Annotated in this window: 19 protein-coding genes and 1 riboswitch; of the genes, 7 read left to right on the plus strand and 12 right to left on the minus strand. The window is 54.6% G+C overall.

The genetic code is table 11. The features are described 5' to 3' along the window. The first annotated feature begins 60 nt into the window (after positions 1 to 60). From OGV74_RS18230 to OGV74_RS18240, 3 genes are read left to right on the plus strand one after another with little or no spacing between them, the layout of a single operon-like run. Entirely contained in the window at positions 61 to 822 is a 762-nt protein-coding gene (locus OGV74_RS18230; RefSeq protein ID WP_086503860.1) for an endonuclease/exonuclease/phosphatase family protein, read from the plus strand. Then, positions 819 to 2,060, plus strand: a complete 1,242-nt coding sequence (clsB, locus tag OGV74_RS18235; RefSeq protein ID WP_003837040.1) for a cardiolipin synthase ClsB — start codon at positions 819 to 821, stop codon at positions 2,058 to 2,060. Before OGV74_RS18230 ends, clsB begins: the two co-directional genes overlap by 4 nt. Then, positions 2,060 to 3,022, plus strand: coding sequence for a lysylphosphatidylglycerol synthase domain-containing protein (locus OGV74_RS18240; protein ID WP_086503859.1), 963 nt, complete (start codon positions 2,060 to 2,062; stop codon positions 3,020 to 3,022). The genes clsB and OGV74_RS18240 overlap by 1 nt, the downstream gene beginning before the upstream one ends. A 100-nt stretch (positions 3,023 to 3,122) precedes the next feature. Here OGV74_RS18240 and OGV74_RS18245 read toward each other — a convergent pair whose 3' ends face one another. The 6 genes from OGV74_RS18245 to moaA all read right to left on the minus strand — a co-directional run bounded on the left by OGV74_RS18245 (position 3,123) and on the right by moaA (position 6,570). Then, a complete protein-coding gene (locus OGV74_RS18245) occupies positions 3,123 to 3,827 on the minus strand; it encodes a Bax inhibitor-1/YccA family protein (RefSeq protein ID WP_003831536.1) in 705 nt (234 codons plus the stop codon). A gap of 41 nt (positions 3,828 to 3,868) precedes the next feature. Next, positions 3,869 to 4,321: a molybdopterin synthase catalytic subunit MoaE gene (moaE, locus tag OGV74_RS18250; protein ID WP_003035193.1), complete on the minus strand. Its 453-nt coding sequence runs from the start codon at positions 4,319 to 4,321 to the stop codon at positions 3,869 to 3,871. Between the two features lies 1 nt (position 4,322). Beyond that, entirely contained in the window at positions 4,323 to 4,568 is a 246-nt protein-coding gene (gene moaD / locus OGV74_RS18255) for a molybdopterin synthase sulfur carrier subunit (protein ID WP_003837047.1), read from the minus strand. Then, the gene (gene moaC / locus OGV74_RS18260) at positions 4,561 to 5,046 is read right to left on the minus strand and encodes a cyclic pyranopterin monophosphate synthase MoaC (RefSeq protein ID WP_061548830.1); all 486 of its coding nucleotides are present in this window, start codon (positions 5,044 to 5,046) and stop codon (positions 4,561 to 4,563) included. Before moaC ends, moaD begins: the two co-directional genes overlap by 8 nt. 2 nt (positions 5,047 to 5,048) lie before the next feature. Continuing rightward, a complete protein-coding gene (gene moaB / locus OGV74_RS18265) occupies positions 5,049 to 5,561 on the minus strand; it encodes a molybdenum cofactor biosynthesis protein B (protein ID WP_003035187.1) in 513 nt (170 codons plus the stop codon). 19 nt (positions 5,562 to 5,580) lie between these two features. After that, positions 5,581 to 6,570, minus strand: a complete 990-nt coding sequence (gene moaA / locus OGV74_RS18270) for a GTP 3',8-cyclase MoaA (RefSeq protein ID WP_032934386.1) — start codon at positions 6,568 to 6,570, stop codon at positions 5,581 to 5,583. Beyond that, positions 6,558 to 6,703, minus strand: a riboswitch (molybdenum cofactor riboswitch). Its footprint overlaps the gene before it by 13 nt. A 329-nt stretch (positions 6,704 to 7,032) precedes the next feature. On the opposite strand from moaA, the gene yvcK reads away from it, so the two are divergent. Continuing rightward, a complete protein-coding gene (yvcK, locus tag OGV74_RS18275; protein WP_086503857.1) occupies positions 7,033 to 7,941 on the plus strand; it encodes a uridine diphosphate-N-acetylglucosamine-binding protein YvcK in 909 nt (302 codons plus the stop codon). Positions 7,942 to 8,063: 122 nt separating this feature from the next. Here yvcK and uvrB read toward each other — a convergent pair whose 3' ends face one another. Further along, positions 8,064 to 10,085 carry an excinuclease ABC subunit UvrB gene (gene uvrB, locus OGV74_RS18280; protein ID WP_003831523.1) on the minus strand — a complete coding sequence of 674 codons (2,022 nt, stop codon included), beginning with the start codon at positions 10,083 to 10,085 and terminating at the stop codon, positions 8,064 to 8,066. A 768-nt stretch (positions 10,086 to 10,853) separates the two neighbouring features. On the opposite strand from uvrB, the gene OGV74_RS18285 reads away from it, so the two are divergent. After that, positions 10,854 to 11,576, plus strand: coding sequence for an ABC transporter ATP-binding protein (locus tag OGV74_RS18285; protein ID WP_003035181.1), 723 nt, complete (start codon positions 10,854 to 10,856; stop codon positions 11,574 to 11,576). Here the strand turns inward: OGV74_RS18285 and bioD are convergent. The 4 genes from bioD to bioB are packed head-to-tail and all read right to left on the minus strand — an operon-like array spanning position 11,542 to position 15,166. Further along, positions 11,542 to 12,240 carry a dethiobiotin synthase gene (gene bioD / locus OGV74_RS18290; RefSeq protein ID WP_032948884.1) on the minus strand — a complete coding sequence of 233 codons (699 nt, stop codon included), beginning with the start codon at positions 12,238 to 12,240 and terminating at the stop codon, positions 11,542 to 11,544. The genes OGV74_RS18285 and bioD overlap by 35 nt on opposite strands. Next, entirely contained in the window at positions 12,233 to 12,988 is a 756-nt protein-coding gene (bioC, locus tag OGV74_RS18295; protein ID WP_048233296.1) for a malonyl-ACP O-methyltransferase BioC, read from the minus strand. Before bioC ends, bioD begins: the two co-directional genes overlap by 8 nt. Beyond that, entirely contained in the window at positions 12,972 to 14,129 is a 1,158-nt protein-coding gene (gene bioF / locus OGV74_RS18300; RefSeq protein WP_048233295.1) for an 8-amino-7-oxononanoate synthase, read from the minus strand. The genes bioC and bioF overlap by 17 nt, the downstream gene beginning before the upstream one ends. Continuing rightward, positions 14,126 to 15,166 (minus strand): biotin synthase BioB, encoded by a 1,041-nt coding sequence (bioB, locus tag OGV74_RS18305; protein WP_003837062.1) that lies wholly within the window; start codon positions 15,164 to 15,166, stop codon positions 14,126 to 14,128. Before bioB ends, bioF begins: the two co-directional genes overlap by 4 nt. Positions 15,167 to 15,242: 76 nt before the next feature. Here bioB and bioA point away from each other — a divergent pair, with 76 nt between their 5' ends. Beyond that, a complete protein-coding gene (gene bioA / locus OGV74_RS18310; RefSeq protein WP_046669890.1) occupies positions 15,243 to 16,532 on the plus strand; it encodes an adenosylmethionine--8-amino-7-oxononanoate transaminase in 1,290 nt (429 codons plus the stop codon). A 57-nt stretch (positions 16,533 to 16,589) separates the two neighbouring features. Next, complete coding sequence (locus tag OGV74_RS18315; RefSeq protein WP_003035168.1) at positions 16,590 to 17,066, plus strand: kinase inhibitor; 477 nt, start codon at positions 16,590 to 16,592, stop codon at positions 17,064 to 17,066. 95 nt (positions 17,067 to 17,161) lie between these two features. Here OGV74_RS18315 and hutH read toward each other — a convergent pair whose 3' ends face one another. Then, on the minus strand, positions 17,162 to 18,682 hold the full coding sequence (gene hutH / locus OGV74_RS18320) for a histidine ammonia-lyase (protein WP_057063415.1): 1,521 nt from the start codon (positions 18,680 to 18,682) through the stop codon (positions 17,162 to 17,164). Position 18,683: the final 1 nt, after the last annotated feature.

An 18,683-nucleotide genomic window follows, 5' to 3' on the forward strand; every position in this document is an offset into this window, starting at 1 on the left:
CATCTTTTTGTGACGATGACTACACTATTTTATTTAGGAAGTGACGCCAACGGGAGGCTCATGAGCGGATCGGGAGTTCAATTTTCATTCAATGTGCTCACCATTAATACTCACAAAGGGTTCACCGCCTTCAACCGGCGTTTTATTTTACCTGAGCTAAGGGAGGCCGTCAGAACGGTCGGTGCAGACATTGTATGCCTGCAGGAAGTGATGGGTGCGCACGAAGCTCATTCGCTGCACATTGAGAACTGGCCGGATACCAGCCACTACGAATTTCTGGCGGACACGATGTGGAGCGACTTCGCCTACGGGCGTAACGCCGTGTACCCGCAGGGACATCACGGTAATGCGGTGCTGTCGCGGTATCCCATTGAGCATTATGAAAATCGTGATGTGTCGGTCGGCGCGAGTGAAAAGCGCGGAGTCCTTTACTGCCGAATCGTACCGCCAATGCTCTCCCACCCCATCCATGTGATCTGTGTGCACCTCGGCCTGCGTGAAGCTCACCGCCAGGCCCAGCTCGCGATGCTGGCAGACTGGGTTAACGCCCTGCCCGATGCGGAGCCGGTGGTGATTGCCGGGGATTTTAACGACTGGCGGCAAACGGCCAATCGCCCGTTGAAAGCCAAAGCTGGCCTTGACGAGATTTTTACCCGCGCCCACGGCCGCCCGGCGCGAACATTTCCGGTGCAGTTTCCCCTGCTGCGTCTGGACAGGATCTATGTGAAAAACGCGAATGCCAGTACCCCAACGACGCTGGCGCTGCGTCACTGGCGACATTTGTCCGATCATGCCCCTCTGAGTGCGGAGATTAATTTATGAAATATGGCTGGCGTGAAGGCAATCAAATTCAACTACTGGAAAACGGCGATCAATTCTACCCCGCCGTCTTTGACGCCATTGAACAGGCGCAGCAAAAAATAATCCTCGAGACCTTTATCTGGTTTGAAGATGCGGTAGGAAAACAGCTGCATGCCGCGTTGCTCGAAGCCGCCCGGCGAGGAATCAAAGCAGAGGTGCTGCTGGATGGCTACGGCTCGCCGGATCTTAGCGACAGTTTTGTCGAAGAGCTCACCGTAGCCGGCGTTGTTTTCCGCTACTACGATCCGCGTCCGCGTCTGTTCGGGATGCGCACTAATCTCTTTCGCCGTATGCATCGCAAAATTGTGGTCATTGATGATCGTGTTGCCTTTGTTGGCGGCATCAATTACTCCGCTGAACACATGTCTGATTACGGTCCGGAGGCCAAGCAGGATTACGCCGTGCGCGTTGAAGGTCCAGTCGTTGCTGACATTCTGAAATTCGTGCTGGAAAACTTGCCCGGACAGAGTGCGGTACGACGCTGGTGGCGACGTCATCACCGGGCAATCGACAATCATCGCCCCGGCGAAGCGCAGGCGCTGTTCGTCTGGCGCGATAACGAAGAACATCGTGATGATATTGAACGCCACTATCTGAAAATGCTGACCCAGGCACGGCGGGAAGTGATCATCGCCAATGCCTACTTCTTTCCCGGCTATCGCTTTCTGCATGCCCTGCGTAAAGCGGCCCGACGGGGCGTTCGGGTAAAACTCATCGTGCAGGGTGAACCGGATATGCCGATTGTGAAAGTGGGCGCCCGCCTGCTGTACAACTATCTGGTAAAAGGCGGCGTCCATGTCTATGAATACCGCCGTAAACCTCTGCATGGCAAAGTGGCGCTGATGGACGATCACTGGGCGACGGTGGGCTCCAGCAATCTTGATCCACTGAGCCTGTCACTGAATCTGGAGGCAAATCTGATTATTCATGACCGTACGTTTAATCAGACCCTGCGTGACAACCTGAACCCTATTATTGCGCAGGACTGCAAGCGGGTTGATGAATCCATGTTGCCAAAACGCACCTGGTGGAACCTGACCAAGAGCGTACTGGCCTTCCACTTTTTACGCCACTTCCCGGCACTGGTTGGCTGGCTGCCGGCGCATACCCCGCATCTGGCCGAGGTAGAGCCGCCCGCGCAGCCCGCTCTGGAAACTCAGGACCGTATACAAACTGAGGATGCAGGAGGGAAAACCTGATGGCAAAAAGCCACCGACGCTGGCGGTTAGCGAAAAAGATCCTCACATGGCTGTTTTTTATTGCGGTGATCGTGCTGCTGGTTGTTTATGCCAGCAAGGTCAACTGGCAGGAGGTGTGGACGGTCATCCGCGATTACAATCGGATCGCCCTGCTCAGCGCCGTGGGGTTGGTGATCGTCAGTTATTTACTTTACGGCTGTTATGATCTGCTCGGGCGCTACTACTGCGGCCACAAACTGGCAAAACGCCAGGTCATGCTGGTGTCGTTCATCTGTTACGCCTTCAACCTGACGTTGAGCACCTGGGTGGGTGGTATAGGGATGCGTTATCGCCTTTACTCGCGCCTCGGATTGCCGGGGGGCACAATAACGCGGATTTTTTCGCTGAGTATTACCACTAACTGGCTGGGCTATATTCTGCTGGGCGGTTTTATATTTACCTTCGGCGTCGTCGAACTGCCCGCACACTGGTATATCGATGAAGGCACATTGCGCATCTTAGGCATTTCGCTGCTGCTGATTATTGTTGTTTATCTGTGGTTTTGCGCCTTCTCTAAACATCGTCACATCACCATCAAGGGCCAAAAACTGGTGCTGCCCTCCTGGAAATTTGCCCTCGCGCAAATGACGATATCCAGTGCGAACTGGATGGTAATGGGGGCGATTATCTGGTTGTTGCTCGGCCAGAATATCGATTATTTCTTCGTGCTGGGCGTGCTGCTGGTGAGCAGTATTGCCGGCGTAATCGTGCATATTCCAGCGGGGATCGGCGTGCTGGAAGCGGTGTTTATGGCGCTGCTGGCAGGAGAGGACACGTCTCAGGGAACGATCATTGCTGCCCTGCTCGCGTATCGCGTGTTGTACTATTTTATTCCGCTGCTTCTGGCACTGGTGTGTTATTTGCTGCTGGAGAGTCGGGCAAAAAAGTTGCGGGTAAAAAACGAGAAGGCGATGGCGAAATGATAGTATATATAGTGCCGGATGCGGCTTAACGCTTTATCCGGCCTACTTTTGATACCAAGCGGTAGGCCGGATAAGCGCAGCACCATCCGGCAACAGAGAATTAACGACGATTGCCGAAAATACGTAGCAGCATCAGGAACAGGTTGATGAAGTCCAGATACAGCGTTAAGGCCCCAAGAATTGCGTATTTACGCAGATTGGAGCTGTCGCGCAGGTCAATCTGCTCACCGATATTTTTCAACTTCTGCGTGTCATAGGCGGTCAGACCAACAAACACAATCACCCCGATATAGGTCACCGCCCACATTAGCGCTTCACTCTTCAGCCAAAAGTTAACCAGTGAGGCCAGCACAATACCGATCAACGCCATAAACAGCATATTGCCGAAGCCGCTCAGATCACGTTTGGTGGTGTAGCCATACAAACTCATGATCCCGAACATCCCTCCGGTAACCACGAAGGTGCTGGCGATAGACGAGTAGGTATAGACGATAAAAATGCTTGATAGCGTCAGCCCGGTTAATGCCGAATAGAGCATAAACAGCGTGGTCGCCATACCCGCGCTCAGCCTTTGCACCATACCGGACAGGACGAACACCAGCGCCAGTTGAGCGATGATCAGGCCAAAGAAGGTGATTTTGCTGGAGAAGACAAACATCATCACCGCGGGTGTATTTGCCGCATACCAGGCGATAAACGCCGTCAGCAACAGTCCGCAGGTCATCCAGCCGTATACCTGCGCCATATACGTTTGCAGGCCGGAACGGGCCTGTACAATAGAATCGGATCGTGGGAATCGGTCCATGACAATCTCCTGAATCAGTATGAGCCTACAACAATTGTACTCTACCAGCGTTTTGCTGCTAGCTTATCGCTGTCGCGGGCATCAACCCAGCGCTCACCTTCCGGCGTGGCCTCGCGTTTCCAGAACGGCGCGCGGGTTTTCAGGTAATCCATAATGAACTGCCCGGCATCAAACGCGCTGCTGCGATGCGCACTGGTCACGCCAACAAACACGATTTCGTCACCCGGCCACAGTTCGCCAATGCGATGAATCACCGTCACCCGACCCAGCGGCCAGCGCAAACGCGCTTCGTCGACAATCTCCGCCAGCGCTTTTTCGGTCATTCCCGGATAGTGTTCCAGCGTTAACGCCTTAACGCTGTCACCGAGATTGTGATTGCGCACTTTACCGGTGAAAGTGACTACCGCGCCGTCTTCATCGCGCTCTGCCAGCCAGGGATACTCATCCCCGACGCGAAACGGCGCAGGGCCAACAACAATTCGCGTTTCCGCCATCTTAGCCTCCGGTTACCGGTGGGAAGAAAGCCACTTCGTCACCTGAGTTAAGGGGATGGTCAAAATCGACCAGCGTCTGGTTTACCGCCGCCAGCAGCTTGCCGTCTTCCAGCGCCAACGCCCAGCGATCGCTTTTTGCGGCAAGATGCTTGCGCAGCGCTTCCACCGTTGCAAACTCGGCGGCAACCTCTAACGCATCGGTGTTTACCAGTTCGCGTACCTGAGCAAAGAAGAGAACCTTAATCATGCGTATCCACCTTAAAATCTCCGGACTTGCCGCCGCTTTTTGCCAGCAGACGCACCGGACCAATCACCATATCCTTTTGCACCGCTTTGCACATATCGTAGATGGTCAACGCCGCCACGGAGGCCGCCGTTAACGCTTCCATTTCAACGCCGGTTTTACCGGTCAGGCGACACAGCGTTTCAATCCGTACGCGGTTGTGCTCCGGTTCAGCGTGAAGATTGACTTCCACCTTACTCAGCATCAGCGGATGGCACAGCGGGATGAGATCCCAGGTACGTTTGGCGGCCTGAATACCGGCAATACGCGCCGTGGCGAATACATCACCCTTATGGTGGCTGCCATCGATAATCATCGCCAGCGTTTCGCTACGCATGGTCACGAATGCTTCAGCACGTGCCTCGCGTACGGTTTCCGCTTTGGCGGAGACATCCACCATATGCGCTTCGCCAGCGGCGTTAATATGAGTCAGTTGCGACATACTTATTTCTTCAAATGTGGGTGGAAATTACACGGACGCGTACGGGCATCAAGCTGCGGCGCAATGATATTTTCCCAGGCGGTACGACACGCTTTGGTCGAACCCGGCATGGCGAAAATCAGCGTTTTATTGGCCACTCCGGCAATCGCGCGGGATTGCAGCGTCGCGGTGCCAATCTCTTCAAACGACAGCATACGGAAGACTTCGCCAAACCCTTCAACTTCTCTGTCAAACAGCGGTTGCAGCGCTTCCGGCGCCTGGTCCCCTTCGGTTAACCCGGTACCGCCAGTAATGAGCACTACCTGTACATCATCACTGGCAATCCAGGCAGAAACCTGGGCGCGGATGGCGTAACGGTTTTCTTTGACAATCGCCTTATCAACAATCTGATGACCCGCTTCTTGCGCCGAGTCACGCAGATAATGGCCGGAGGTGTCATCTTCTTCGCCGCGACGGTTGGAAACAGTAAGAATAGCAATGCGTGTCGGGATAAATTCAGCGCTTACCTGACTCATGAAAAACTCCTTTTAGCGATCAGCCGCCAATGTAAGATAAGTTTTGCGTAATACCGGTATTGTTCTGATGCAGGAAATGGGTCTGCTTTTTCTCCAGCAGCGCGGCTGAAATACGTTCTTCCAGCGCCGGCTGCTGAGCGTCATCTTCCAGCAAATCACGCAGGCTTACGCCGCCTTCACCAAATAAACACAGATGAAGCTTGCCAACAGAGGAAACGCGCAGACGATTACAGGTGGCGCAGAAGTCTTTCTCATAAGGCATGATCAGACCAATTTCACCAACATAATCAGGATGACAGAAAACCTGAGCCGGGCCGTCGCTGCGCTGTCGGATCTGGTGGATCCAGCCGCGACGCAATAGCTCATCGCGAAGTACTTGTCCGGAGATATGGTGTTTACGGAAGAGAGAGCTGCCCTCGCCCGTTTCCATCAGTTCAATAAAACGCAGTTGGATTGGCCGAGGTTGGATCCACGCAAGGAAGGTGTCCAGCTGATGATGGTTTACATCGCGCATCAGCACGGTGTTGACTTTCACTTTTTCAAAACCCGCATCAAAGGCGGCGTCAATGCCTGCCATCACCTGTTGAAACTTGTCCTGCCCGGTAATGGCATGAAACTGACGGGCATCCAGGCTGTCGACGCTGACGTTGAGCGCGGTCAGTCCGGCATCGCGCCAGGCAGCAGCATCGCGCGCCAGACGATAACCATTGGTGGTTACCGCAATCTGACGGATGGCGTCGTTTTCGCGCACGGCGGCGATAATGTCAGTAAAGTCGCGACGCAGTGAAGGTTCGCCCCCTGTCAGACGCACTTTTTCCGTTCCCAGACTGGCGAACGCGCGCGTGACGCGGCGAATTTCATCAACGGTCAGAAAGCCGTTATTGGTGACCCCACCGGGCTTATAGCCATCCGGCAGGCAGTAGGTGCAACGAAAGTTACACACATCGGTAATCGACAAACGTAAGTAGTAAAACTTACGTGCGAAAGCATCGGTAAGTTGAGAGCCCATGTACACCTTTCCAAATACGGGAGACGTAGTCATTTCTTCCTGCGCCCTGGTGACAAACTTTTTCAAGTCTTGTCACGGCCAAAGCACCGTATCATTTGACCCAGGTGCAGAGGCTAGAGTGTTTATACTCGTCATACTTCGTGTTGCAGATGCGTTGGCTTCCGGCAACTCAAATTATTAAGAGTACTTAGTGGTTATGCCGATACTAGCGTGTAAATGACGCTTTTGCCATGTACACTTTCGCTGTATAAATACATACATAACGACATGATCGTGCAATTTCGCTACAGAATAAGCAAAAACCACAGTTTTGCATTGATATACATCATCTTGCCATCAGGTGGATCTCGTCAGAAAGGAGTAGATCGCAGAAAATAATTACGGCAGATGCCGACTGGATAATTGCTGAAAACACGCTATTTACGTTACTGTAGCGCCGATCAATTGATATCAGGAAAATATATGCGCACTCGCACGCTGGCAGATCTGGACCGCGTTGTCGCTCTCGGCGGAGGGCATGGATTAGGACGCGTTCTCTCCTCTCTTTCCCCATTAGGTTCCCGCCTGACGGGTATCGTCACCACCACGGATAACGGCGGGTCGACAGGCCGTATTCGTCGCTCTGAAGGAGGGATAGCCTGGGGAGACATGCGTAACTGTCTGAACCAGTTAATAACCCAACCCAGCGTTGCATCAGCCATGTTTGAGTATCGTTTTGGCGGTAATGGCGAACTTTCCGGGCATAACCTCGGAAATCTGATGTTAAAAGCGCTCGATCACCTCAGCGTGCGGCCTCTGGAAGCCATCAATTTAATTCGTAACCTGCTGAAGGTCGATGCGCATTTAATTCCGATGTCGGAGCTGCCGGTGGATTTGATGGCTATCGACGATCAGGGGCATGAAGTCTATGGCGAAGTGAATATCGATCAGCTTACTATCCCACCTCAGGAGCTAATGCTGTCGCCAAAAGTCCCCACCACGCGGGAAGCAGTAGAGGCTATCGCCGACGCGGATTTGATTCTGATAGGACCTGGCAGTTTTTACACCAGCCTGATGCCGATTCTGTTACTCGATGAAATGTCACAGGCGTTACGTCGCACGCCGGCCCCGATGGTCTATATAGGCAATCTTGGGCGCGAATTAAGCCTGCCAGCAGCCAGTCTGACGCTTAGCGATAAGCTGGCCATTATTGAACAGTACGTCGGGAAGAAAGTGATTGATGCGGTGGTTGTGGGGCCGAAAGTGGATGCTTCCGCCATTACCGACCGCGTTGTCATTCAGGAAGTGCTGGAAGCCAGCGATATTCCGTATCGCCATGACCGCCAGCTATTGCATAGTGCGCTGGAGAAAGCGGTGCAGGCGCTAGGCTAAACGGATTAGCCTGATGCGCTGCGCTTATCAGGCCTACAAAACGCTCTGCTCCGGCATCCGACCTACGAACGCGATCTTTGCCGTAGGCCGGATAAGGGGTTTACCCCGCATCCGGCACACTCTTACGATGCTGCGATAAACAACTCGCGCAGTTGATGCAACTGGTCGCGGATCGTCGCTGCCTCTTCAAATTCAAGATTCTGCGCATGCTGCATCATCTGCCCTTCCAGCTCGTGAATTTTCTGCTGCAGCGCTTTTGGCGTCATATCCAGTTCCACAACTTCAGACTTCGCGCCTGCACGTGACTTCCCTTTGCCTTTCGCCTTGGTCTTCGCAATATTCTGACCCAGCGCCAGAATATCGACCACTTTCTTATTCAGGCCCTGCGGCGTAATACCGTGCTCTTCGTTGTAGAGTTGCTGTTTCTCACGACGACGTTCGGTTTCACCAATCGCTTTAGCCATTGAGGCGGTAATTTTATCGCCGTAGAGAATAGCCTTACCGTTGATGTTACGCGCCGCACGACCGATGGTCTGGATAAGCGAACGTTCAGAACGCAGGAACCCTTCTTTGTCTGCGTCCAGAATCGCCACCAGGGAGACCTCAGGCATGTCCAGACCTTCACGTAACAGGTTGATACCCACCAGCACGTCAAACTCGCCCAGACGCAGGTCACGAATGATTTCCATACGTTCCACGGTATCGATGTCAGAGTGCAGATAACGCACCCGCTCGCCATGTTCTTCGAGGTATTCTGTGAGGTCTTCTGCCATCCGTTTGGTCAGCGTGGTGACCAGCACACGTTCGTTAATCGCCGCACGGGTGCGGATCTCCGACAGCAGATCGTCAACCTGCGTCGCCACCGGACGCACCTCAATGACCGGATCCAGCAGGCCGGTCGGTCGTACCACCTGATCGACCACTTCATCACCGGATTTCTCCAGCTCATAGTTGCCCGGCGTCGCCGAAACGTAGATAGTTTGCGGAGCCAGCGCCTCGAACTCTTCAAATTTGAGCGGACGGTTATCCAGCGCCGACGGCAGACGGAATCCGTATTCGACCAGGGTTTCTTTACGCGCCCGATCACCGCGATACATGCCGCCAATTTGCGGGATAGTCACGTGGGATTCATCCACCACCAGCAGGCCATCGGCAGGCAGGTAATCAAACAGCGTCGGCGGCGGCTCGCCAGGGCCGCGCCCGGACAGATAGCGGGAGTAGTTTTCAATCCCCGAGCAGTAACCCAGCTCATTCATCATTTCCAAATCGAACTGGGTACGCTGACTTAAGCGCTGTTCTTCCAGCAGTTTGTTATTTGCCAACAGGACCTTACGCCGCTCTGCCAGCTCAACTTTAATTTCTTCCATCGCCTGTACAATACGTTCGCGCGGCGTCACGTAGTGCGTTTTAGGATAGATGGTGAAGCGCGATATAGTCGATTCGACCTGCCCGGTAAGTGGGTCAAACAGCGACAAACGTTCGACTTCTTCATCAAACAGTTCCACGCGCAGCGCGATGTCGTCGGATTCTGCCGGGAAAATGTCGATCACTTCACCACGTACGCGGAAGGTCCCGCGCTGGAACGCCTGATCGTTGCGGGTATATTGCAGCTCCGCCAGACGACGCAGGATCGCACGCTGGTCGATAATCATCCCCACCGTCAGGTGCAACATCATTTTCAGGTACAGATCCGGGTCACCCAGACCATAAATCGCCGAAACCGACGCCACGACAACGACATCGCGACGTTCCAGCAGCGCTTTGGTTGCCGACAGGCGCATCTGCTCAATATGTTCGTTGACCGAAGCATCTTTCTCGATGAAGGTGTCAGAACTGGGTACGTAGGCTTCCGGCTGATAATAGTCGTAGTAAGAGACGAAATACTCCACCGCGTTATCCGGGAAGAACTCTTTCATCTCACCGTACAGCTGAGCAGCAAGTGTCTTATTGGGGGCCAGCACCATGGTAGGACGCTGCAAGTCCGCAATCACGTTAGCGATGGTGAATGTTTTCCCCGACCCCGTCACCCCCAGTAGCGTCTGATGCGCCAGACCATCCTCCAGACCTTCTTCCAGGCGACGAATCGCCTCAGGCTGATCGCCAGAGGGTTTAAAAGCGGAATTTAGTTTGAACGGTTTACTCATGAGCAGCTACCTGAAGCAATGGGCGGGCAGGTGTGTAATTTTACTCGCAGCCGTATATTTTGCCAGTAAAATATACTGGATGAAAAAACAGTAACGCGCCAGAATATTTCTGTTACCCCAGCAAAATGGCCGTGACTACAGGCTAAAATTTGTCCGCAGGCAAGATAAAACACCAGCAAAAATGTGTTATCCCCAAACCAATGACTTTTTTAACATTTGTCAAGCTACTCGATGAAAGTTTTGTGGCAACGCATGACACTTCTGCGACAGCCATTGCATTTATCTAACATCCTGTAATTTAATGATTATCATCTCGAGCCGTCTTTCGCATCAATTTAGTCGCAGGCCGCGTCTTCTCTCGCTTACATTGTGTTTTCTAACCCTAATACACAAGGTTATCCACAGGAATAGTGGATAACTGCCTCCAGCCCGTATGGACTGTAGCCTGGCAAAAACGTCCTGATGGTCTTTTCTGGTGGGATAAAAAAAATTATCGCTATTTTTTGATATTTTTCAGCTAACGAAGCGACCTCGGATGGCCGAGATCTTGCTCGCATTTTCATCATTTTCCTGACTGCACCATCACGACACCACCAGGCACTGCCAATGTGCACAAAACAACGTCAGGAATGCGGTCAGTAAGAATTTACCGCCAGCGCTGCACGCCATCCTGCTGTATTTTTCCCCAATTCCGCTTCTGGCAAGAGATTTGCAGCTTTCTCCCGACCACCAGTCCGCGAGGCGGATATCATCATGAGGGAGAAATCTATGTTGAGTCTTCGTGCAGTGAATCACTATTACGGTAATCAACACTCGCTTTGGGATGTCGATCTCGACCTGTTGCCCGGTAAATGTACCGCCGTGCTGGGTCTTCCAGGGATGGGAAAGACTACGCTTGCCAATTGCATCATCGGCAATTTACCGATTGAGAGCGGAACTATGTTCTGGCATCAGGCTGGCGCACCACCTTGCGATCTGCTTCAGATTCCGGCGGCAAAGCGCATTGCACTAGGTATTAACTGTGTATCACAGGAGCGGCGAATTTTTTCGCAACTGACGGTAGAGGAAAATCTGCACATTGCGCGCCAGGCGGTTGAGGAAAGCGAAGCAATGAACAGCAGCGATATTTACCGCCTGTTTCCACAGCTGTTTGTACTGCGTCAGGCCAAAGGGGTGGCATTGTCCGAGGAAAATCAGCATCAGCTTGCACTCGCCAGTGCGTTGGTCACTCGCCCGCGTCTGCTGATCCTCGATGAGCCCACACGAGGAACAGGCCAGGCGTATATCCACAAACTGGGGAATTTGATTGTGAGGCTAAGCCAGGAGCTTGGCATCACCATTATGCTCGCGGAGCAAAGCCTGCCGTTCATTCGTCGGGTCGCCGACTGCTATTGCTTGTTACATCGTGGCCGCAACGTGGCTCAAGGGCAAATAACACAATTCAGCGACCCGCTAATCAACGACTGGTGGATGCCAGAGACAAAACGCTAAGATCGATATAACGACCTGTCGATGCTTGCTCCGGCTCTTCTGCCAGCCAGGGAATTTCCCCCAGCAGCGGAGCCGCAAGCGCACGCTTTAGCGTCGCCATATATTCAGCATGACGCTTGCCGGGTGGCGTCACATCATTGGCAACCCATCCGGCGAGCGTCAGCCCGGCCTGCTGCACCGCCTGGGCGGTCAAAATGGCATGATTGATACAACCGAGCTTAACGCCAACCACCAGAATCACTGGCAGTTGTTCCTCTTTTACCCAGTCAGAAAAACTCAGCGTTGGCGAAAGCGGCGTAAACCATCCGCCTGCACCTTCCACCAATACCCAGTCAGCCTGTTCTTCAAGCAGGCGTAAACCCGCAGACATCACGGAGGCCTGAATGGGGCGCCCTTCGTCAGCACTGATGATATGCGGTGAGGTAGGTTCCGCGAAGGTATACGGATTGATGGCTGCATAATCCACGGCTACAACACTGTTGCGCTGTAGCGCCAGCGCATCACTGTTTCGCAGACCTTCATCAGTCATTTCACTTCCTGACGCCACCGGCTTATAGCCGACGGTTCGCAATCCCAATTGTCCCGCCGCCTGAAGCAACGCACAGCTGGCGATAGTTTTACCTACTTCAGTGTCCGTCCCGGTGACAAAATACGTGTTAGTCACGTTGAATCACTCCCAAAAAAAGATGATAGGTCAGCGGATATTTCCCCTGCTGACAGGGCCAGGCGAGCTGTAGCTGACGCAGTTGCGAGCGGGTCAGCACACGCTGCTCGCGTCCATCATGCAAATGCGTCGCGCCAATACCCTTCAACGAGCGCATGGCGCTCAGCGCATCGTCAAACCACAGCGTGACGGCATGAGACTGGTATTCAACGTCCCAGCCGCACAGCGCGTTTTCCAGTTGCTCCACGGGCAAAAAACGGTTGGCATGCTCCCGGTCATCAACTGTTCGCCACGCCTGACGAAGTTCCGGCATCGAACCTTGCGCCAGGGTACTAAACGCCACCGTTCCGCCAGGACGCACCACCCGGTATAGCTCGCTTAACGCACCGCGTAGGTCGCTGCACCACTGCACGGCCAGATTGCTCCAGGCCAGGTCGAAAGTGGCAGCGGCCTGCGGAATGGCTTCGATATCCGCCAGCAGATAGTGATGGGCAACATCGTGACGCTGCGCTTCAGCCAGCATTTGCGCCGACAGATCCAACGCACAGACCTCGCTCCCCTGCTCCCGCCAGTAGAGACTCATACGCCCAGGCCCACAGCCCGCGTCCAAAACCCTTGAGAACTCCCGGCCATCGAGTTGTGCCAGTAACGCATCGGCACTCTGACGTTGTAGCTCTGCGTGTTGCTCATAGTGGGTGGCAGCGCGGCCAAACGCGGCGGCAATCGCCTGTTTATTGACCTGTGCCATGCAACACCTCCAGTAGACGATCGATATCCTGCACCTCATGCGCCTGGGTCAGCGTCAGCCGTAATCTGGCCGTACCGGTGGGCACCGTTGGTGGGCGAATCGCCGTCACCCAGCATCCCTGTTGCCGTAATGTCTGTGCCAGTTGCAGGGCTTTATGATTGTCGCCAACGATCAGCGGTTGAATAGCGCTGTCTGAATGCGCCAGCGTCAAATCCGTAGTATTCACCCCAGCGCGAAAACGCTGGATCAGCATCGCTAACTTTTCCCGGCGTTCATCGCCTTCACGGCTGCGGATCACCGCCAGCGCGGCGCGTAAGGCCTGCGCCTGCGCCGGAGGCATACTGGTGCTGTAGATCAGATGGCGGGCAAACTGCAACAGATAGTCGGCCACGCTATCAGAACACAGGATCGCCGCACCGCTGACACCAAACCCTTTGCCAAACGTCACCACGAGCAGCTCAGGTTTCACCTGTTGTCGAGAGCACGAGCCGCGCCCTTCCTCACCGCTTACGCCAATCCCATGCGCATCATCCACCAGCAGCCACGCGCCCTGCCGTTTCGCCACCGCGTGGATTTCTGCCAGTGGCGCACTATCGCCATCCATGCTGAATACGCCTTCAGTGACCACCAGTTGCTGCCCCGGACAGGGGGAAGTCAGCAGACGCTCCAGATGTTGCGGATCGTTATGGGTAAAGCGACGTAAAACAGCAGGGCTAAGGCTGGCGGCCTCCAACAGCGAGGCATGGCTAAGCCTGTCGGCGACAATGCGATCGTCTTTTTCCATCAATGCGGCTATCACTGCCTGATTAGCGGCAAAACCGGAGATGAACAACAGCGCCCGGGAATAGCCGAGCCACTGCGCCAGCTCTTCTTCCAGCGCCTGATGAGCAACGGAATAACCGCTGACATGGCCCGAGCCGCCACTGCCGACGCCAAAACGCTCTGCACCCTGCTGCCACGCGCAGATAATTTGCGGATGGTGGCTTAAGCCGAGATAGTCGTTGCTGGAGAAATTCAGATACTGACGACCGCCAGCCTGTAACCAGCGACCAGCACCCTGTGTCACTGCATAGCGCCGACGCCACGCATCAGCACGACGACGCGCCGTTAGCGCATCGTCGATTTTTTGCTGCCAGGTCATACGGTTGCCGCGTTGTAGTAATCGTCGGTATCCGGGGTACGCAGCGCCTGCTCCAGACGTTGTTGCTGTTCGTTATCACCCGCCAGTACCGCCGTTTGCTGCGGGTTAAGACCCAGCTTACGGAACAACAATAAATCTTTATCTTCGTTCGGGTTCGGCGTGGTCAGCAGTTTGCAGCCGTAGAAAATCGAGTTGGCCCCGGCCATAAAGCACATTGCCTGGGTTTGTTCGTTCATCTGCTCGCGCCCGGCAGAAAGACGTACGTATGAGGTCGGCATCATGATACGCGCGACGGCGATAGTACGAATAAAATCAAAAGCATCTACGTCGTCGTTATCGGCAAGCGGCGTGCCCTTCACTTTCACCAGCATGTTGATCGGCACGCTTTCCGGCGGCGTCGGCAGATTCGCTAATTGCAGCAGCAGACCCGCGCGGTCGGTCACTGTTTCACCCAGCCCCACAATCCCGCCGGAGCAAACTTTAATGCCCGCCTCACGCACTTTATCCAGCGTATCCAGGCGCTCCTGATACGAACGGGTGGTAATGATATTGCCGTAAAATTCCGGCGAGGTGTCGAGGTTGTGGTTGTAGTAGTCCAGACCCGCATTGGCCAGGCGCTGGGCCTGAGATTCGTCCAGCGTGCCCAGCGTCATACAGGCTTCCAGCCCCAGTTCTTTCACGCCCTGAACCATTTGTTCCAGGTACGGCATATCGCGTTCGTGAGGGTTCTTCCACGCCGCGCCCATGCAAAACCGCGTTGAACCGGCTTGTTTCGCCTTACGGGCAGAGTCCAGAACCTGTTCAACTTCCATCAAACGTTCCGTTTCCAGTCCGGTTTTATAGCGGGAACTTTGCGGGCAGTATTTGCAGTCTTCCGGGCAAGCACCGGTCTTAATCGACAGCAGCGTACTAACTTGTACCTGCCGCGGATCGAAATGCTGGCGATGAACCTGCTGCGCTTCAAACAACAGATCCAGCAGCGGTTTTTCAAATAATTCGGTGACTTGCGACATTGTCCAGCGAGAAGAATGAGCCATATTGGTATACGTTTCGTTGTTAGTTTGGTGTAGACTCGTAAACCTAAATCTTTTTAATTTGGTTTACAAGTCGATTATGACAACGGACGATCTTGCGTTTGACCAACGCCATATCTGGCACCCTTACACCTCCATGACCTCCCCGCTACCGGTTTATCCGGTGGCCAGTGCCGAAGGTTGTGAACTGATATTAGCCAGCGGTGAGAAGCTGGTTGACGGCATGTCATCCTGGTGGGCGGCGATCCACGGTTACAATCACCCGCAGCTGAATGCCGCGATGAAAACGCAGATTGATGCCATGTCGCACGTGATGTTTGGCGGCATTACCCATGCCCCGGCTATTGCGCTGTGTCGCCAGTTGGTGGCGATGACGCCCGAGGCGCTGGAGTGCGTTTTTCTCGCGGATTCTGGTTCGGTCGCCGTGGAAGTCGCGATGAAAATGGCGCTGCAATACTGGCAGGCCAAAGGTGAATCCCGTCAGCGTTTCCTGACATTTCGTAACGGTTATCACGGCGATACTTTCGGCGCGATGTCGGTCTGCGATCCCGACAACTCGATGCACAGTCTGTGGAAGGGTTATCTGCCTGATAACCTGTTTGCGCCCGCTCCGCAAAGCCGAATGGGCGGCGAATGGGACGAACTGGATATGGTGCCTTTTGCCCGTCTGATGGCCGCACATCGCCACGAAATTGCGGCAGTGATCCTTGAGCCGATTGTGCAGGGCGCTGGCGGCATGCGCATGTATCACCCCGAATGGTTAAAGCGCATCCGTAAGATGTGTGACCGGGAAGGCATTTTGCTGATTGCCGATGAAATCGCCACCGGATTTGGTCGCACGGGCAAGCTGTTTGCCTGTGAGCATGCCGATATCACTCCGGACATTTTGTGCCTTGGCAAAGCGTTAACCGGCGGAACGATGACCCTTTCCGCCACCCTGACCACGCGCCTGGTTGCGGAAACCATCAGTAACGGTGAAGCCGGATGTTTTATGCACGGCCCGACTTTCATGGGTAATCCACTGGCCTGCGCCGTCGCCTCTGCCAGCCTGTCGCTGCTCGAAACCGGCGAATGGCGCTCGCAGGTCGCGGCCATTGAAGCGCAGTTGCGTGAAGAACTCGCCCCGGCGGCAGATTCCCGTTGGGTCGCCGACGTGCGCGTGCTTGGTGCCATCGGCGTGATAGAAACCACGCATCCGGTGAATATGGCCGCGTTACAGAAGTTCTTTGTCGAACAGGGCGTGTGGGTAAGACCGTTTGGTAAGCTCATTTATCTGATGCCGCCGTACATCATCAAGCCCGAACAACTGCGTCGTCTGACCCAGGCCGTCAACGAGGCTGTGCGCAATGCAACATTTTTTAGCGATTAATCAGCGGTAAGCTCTACGGTTTCTGGCTACACTTTTTGGCTAACGAGAGGAGTCAGCATGAAACTAATCAGTAACGATCTGCGCGATGGCGAAAAGCTTCCTCATCGCCACGTCTTTAACGGCATGGGATATGACGGGGATAATATTTCCCCGCACCTGGCATGGGATGATGTGCCCGCCGGGACTAAAAGCTTTGTCGTGACCTGTTACGATCCTGATGCGCCAACCGGCTCCGGCTGGTGGCACTGGGTGGTGGTTAACCTGCCTGCAGATACCCGGGTTTTACCACAAGGTTACGGCTCGGGGCTGGTTGCGTTGCCGGAAGGCGTGCTGCAAACACGCACGGATTTTGGTAAAGCCGGTTATGGTGGCGCTGCGCCGCCGAAGGGGGAAAACCACCGCTATATCTTTACGGTTCACGCACTGGATGTGGAGCGTATTGATGTCGATGAGGACGCCAGCGGCGCGATGGTTGGATTTAACGTCCATTTCCACTCGCTCGCCAGCGCTTCTATTACCGCAATATTTAGCTAAGTTCTGTTATGCCGGATGTCGGCTTAGCCTCATCCGGCGTACAAAGCAGACCGTAAGCCTGATAAGACGCGTCAGCGTCGCCATCAGGCAATTTTCTACAGAAATTCAGGCAGCAATTTCAGCAACGTTCCTTGCGCTAACAGTTCGGTCGCGCACTCGATATCCGGTGCGAAAAAGCGATCCTGCGTGTAATGAGCAACCTGCTCGCGTAAAGCCTGGCGCGCCTGCTCCAGCAGCGGGCTTGAGGTTAACCCTTCACGCAGGTCAATCCCCTGACACGCCGCCAGCCACTCTACGGCAATCACGCCGCGCGTATTTGCTGCCATCTCCCACAGTCTGCGCCCCGCCGCCGGAGCCATAGATACGTGATCTTCCTGGTTGGCGGACGTCGGTAAACTGTCTACGCTATGCGGATGCGCCAGCGCTTTGTTCTCACTCGCCAGCGCGGCAGCCGTGACTTGAGCAATCATAAAGCCGGAGTTCACCCCACCGTTTTTCACCAAAAACGGCGGCAGTTGCGACATGTGTTTATCCATCATTAACGCAATGCGTCGCTCCGATAACGAGCCGATTTCCGAGATCGCCAGCGCCAGATTATCTGCCGCCATCGCCACCGGTTCAGCATGGAAGTTGCCGCCAGATATGACATCCCCCTCTTCGGCAAATACCAGCGGGTTGTCGGAAACCGCATTGGCTTCCACCAGCAGAACATCCATCACCTGGCGCATTTGCGTCAGACATGCCCCCATCACCTGTGGCTGACAGCGCAGAGAATACGGATCCTGCACTTTCTCACAGTTATGATGCGACTGCGAAAGCGCGCTGGTGTCGGTCAATACGTGACGATACAGCGTTGCGGCATCAATCTGCCCACGCTGCCCTCGCGCGGCGTGAATACGGGCGTCAAACGGACGACGGGAACCCAGCACGGCTTCGGTGGTCAGCGCCCCGCACACCGTTGCAGACGCAAACAGTTCCTGAGCTTCAATTAGCCCACGCAGCGCAAAGGCCGTCGAAGCCTGGGTGCCGTTGAGCAACGCCAGCCCTTCTTTTGCCTCCAGCGTTATCGGCTCCAGCCCGGCCTTTTTCAGCGCTTCGGTCGCCGGGAGCCATTCACCCTGCCAGCGCGCCTTCCCTTCTCCCAACAGCGTCAAAGACATATGCGCCAGCGGCGCCAGGTCACCCGATGCCCCCACGGAGCCTTTCGCCGGGATCAGTGGATACACCTCGGCATTCACCAGCGCAATCAGCGCTTCAATCACGCTCAGGCGAATACCGGAAAAACCGCGCGCCAGGCTGTTGATTTTCAGCACCATAATCAGACGCACCATCGCGTCGTCCAGCGCCTCGCCGACACCTGCCGCATGGGAAAGCACCAGCGAACGCTGCAAATTCTGCAAATCTTCCGTGGCGATACGGGTCTGGGCCAGCAGGCCAAAGCCGGTATTAATGCCATACGCCGTACGGCCTTCAGCGACAATATTATTGACGCAGGCGACGCTGGCGTTAATAGCATCGATCGCCCCGGCATCTAGACTCAGTTTGACCGGCTGCTGCCAGATTTCACGTAGCTGGATAAAACTCAGATGGCCCGGCGTGAGTGTCATGGTGTTCATA

Origin of the sequence: Citrobacter sp. Cf116 (genome assembly GCF_030336505.1) — a bacterium.
Lineage (GTDB): Bacteria > Pseudomonadota > Gammaproteobacteria > Enterobacterales > Enterobacteriaceae > Citrobacter > Citrobacter freundii.

Excerpts from the sequence above, each read along its gene's own strand:
- bioA (WP_046669890.1), top strand. The coding sequence starts at position 15,243 with ATGACAACGGACGATCTTGCGTTTGACCAACGCCATATCTGGCACCCT.
- OGV74_RS18230 (WP_086503860.1), top strand. The coding sequence starts at position 61 with ATGAGCGGATCGGGAGTTCAATTTTCATTCAATGTGCTCACCATTAAT.
- OGV74_RS18315 (WP_003035168.1), top strand. The coding sequence starts at position 16,590 with ATGAAACTAATCAGTAACGATCTGCGCGATGGCGAAAAGCTTCCTCAT.
- moaB (WP_003035187.1), bottom strand. The coding sequence starts at position 5,561 with ATGAGTCAGGTAAGCGCTGAATTTATCCCGACACGCATTGCTATTCTT.
- OGV74_RS18245 (WP_003831536.1), bottom strand. The coding sequence starts at position 3,827 with ATGGACCGATTCCCACGATCCGATTCTATTGTACAGGCCCGTTCCGGC.
- OGV74_RS18240 (WP_086503859.1), top strand. The coding sequence starts at position 2,060 with ATGGCAAAAAGCCACCGACGCTGGCGGTTAGCGAAAAAGATCCTCACA.
- uvrB (WP_003831523.1), bottom strand. The coding sequence starts at position 10,085 with ATGAGTAAACCGTTCAAACTAAATTCCGCTTTTAAACCCTCTGGCGAT.
- bioF (WP_048233295.1), bottom strand. The coding sequence starts at position 14,129 with ATGACCTGGCAGCAAAAAATCGACGATGCGCTAACGGCGCGTCGTCGT.
- moaC (WP_061548830.1), bottom strand. The coding sequence starts at position 5,046 with ATGTCGCAACTGACTCATATTAACGCCGCTGGCGAAGCGCATATGGTG.
- yvcK (WP_086503857.1), top strand. The coding sequence starts at position 7,033 with ATGCGCACTCGCACGCTGGCAGATCTGGACCGCGTTGTCGCTCTCGGC.
- bioC (WP_048233296.1), bottom strand. The coding sequence starts at position 12,988 with ATGGCACAGGTCAATAAACAGGCGATTGCCGCCGCGTTTGGCCGCGCT.
- moaA (WP_032934386.1), bottom strand. The coding sequence starts at position 6,570 with ATGGGCTCTCAACTTACCGATGCTTTCGCACGTAAGTTTTACTACTTA.
- moaD (WP_003837047.1), bottom strand. The coding sequence starts at position 4,568 with ATGATTAAGGTTCTCTTCTTTGCTCAGGTACGCGAACTGGTAAACACC.
- hutH (WP_057063415.1), bottom strand. The coding sequence starts at position 18,682 with ATGAACACCATGACACTCACGCCGGGCCATCTGAGTTTTATCCAGCTA.
- clsB (WP_003837040.1), top strand. The coding sequence starts at position 819 with ATGAAATATGGCTGGCGTGAAGGCAATCAAATTCAACTACTGGAAAAC.
- moaE (WP_003035193.1), bottom strand. The coding sequence starts at position 4,321 with ATGGCGGAAACGCGAATTGTTGTTGGCCCTGCGCCGTTTCGCGTCGGG.
- OGV74_RS18285 (WP_003035181.1), top strand. The coding sequence starts at position 10,854 with ATGTTGAGTCTTCGTGCAGTGAATCACTATTACGGTAATCAACACTCG.
- bioB (WP_003837062.1), bottom strand. The coding sequence starts at position 15,166 with ATGGCTCATTCTTCTCGCTGGACAATGTCGCAAGTCACCGAATTATTT.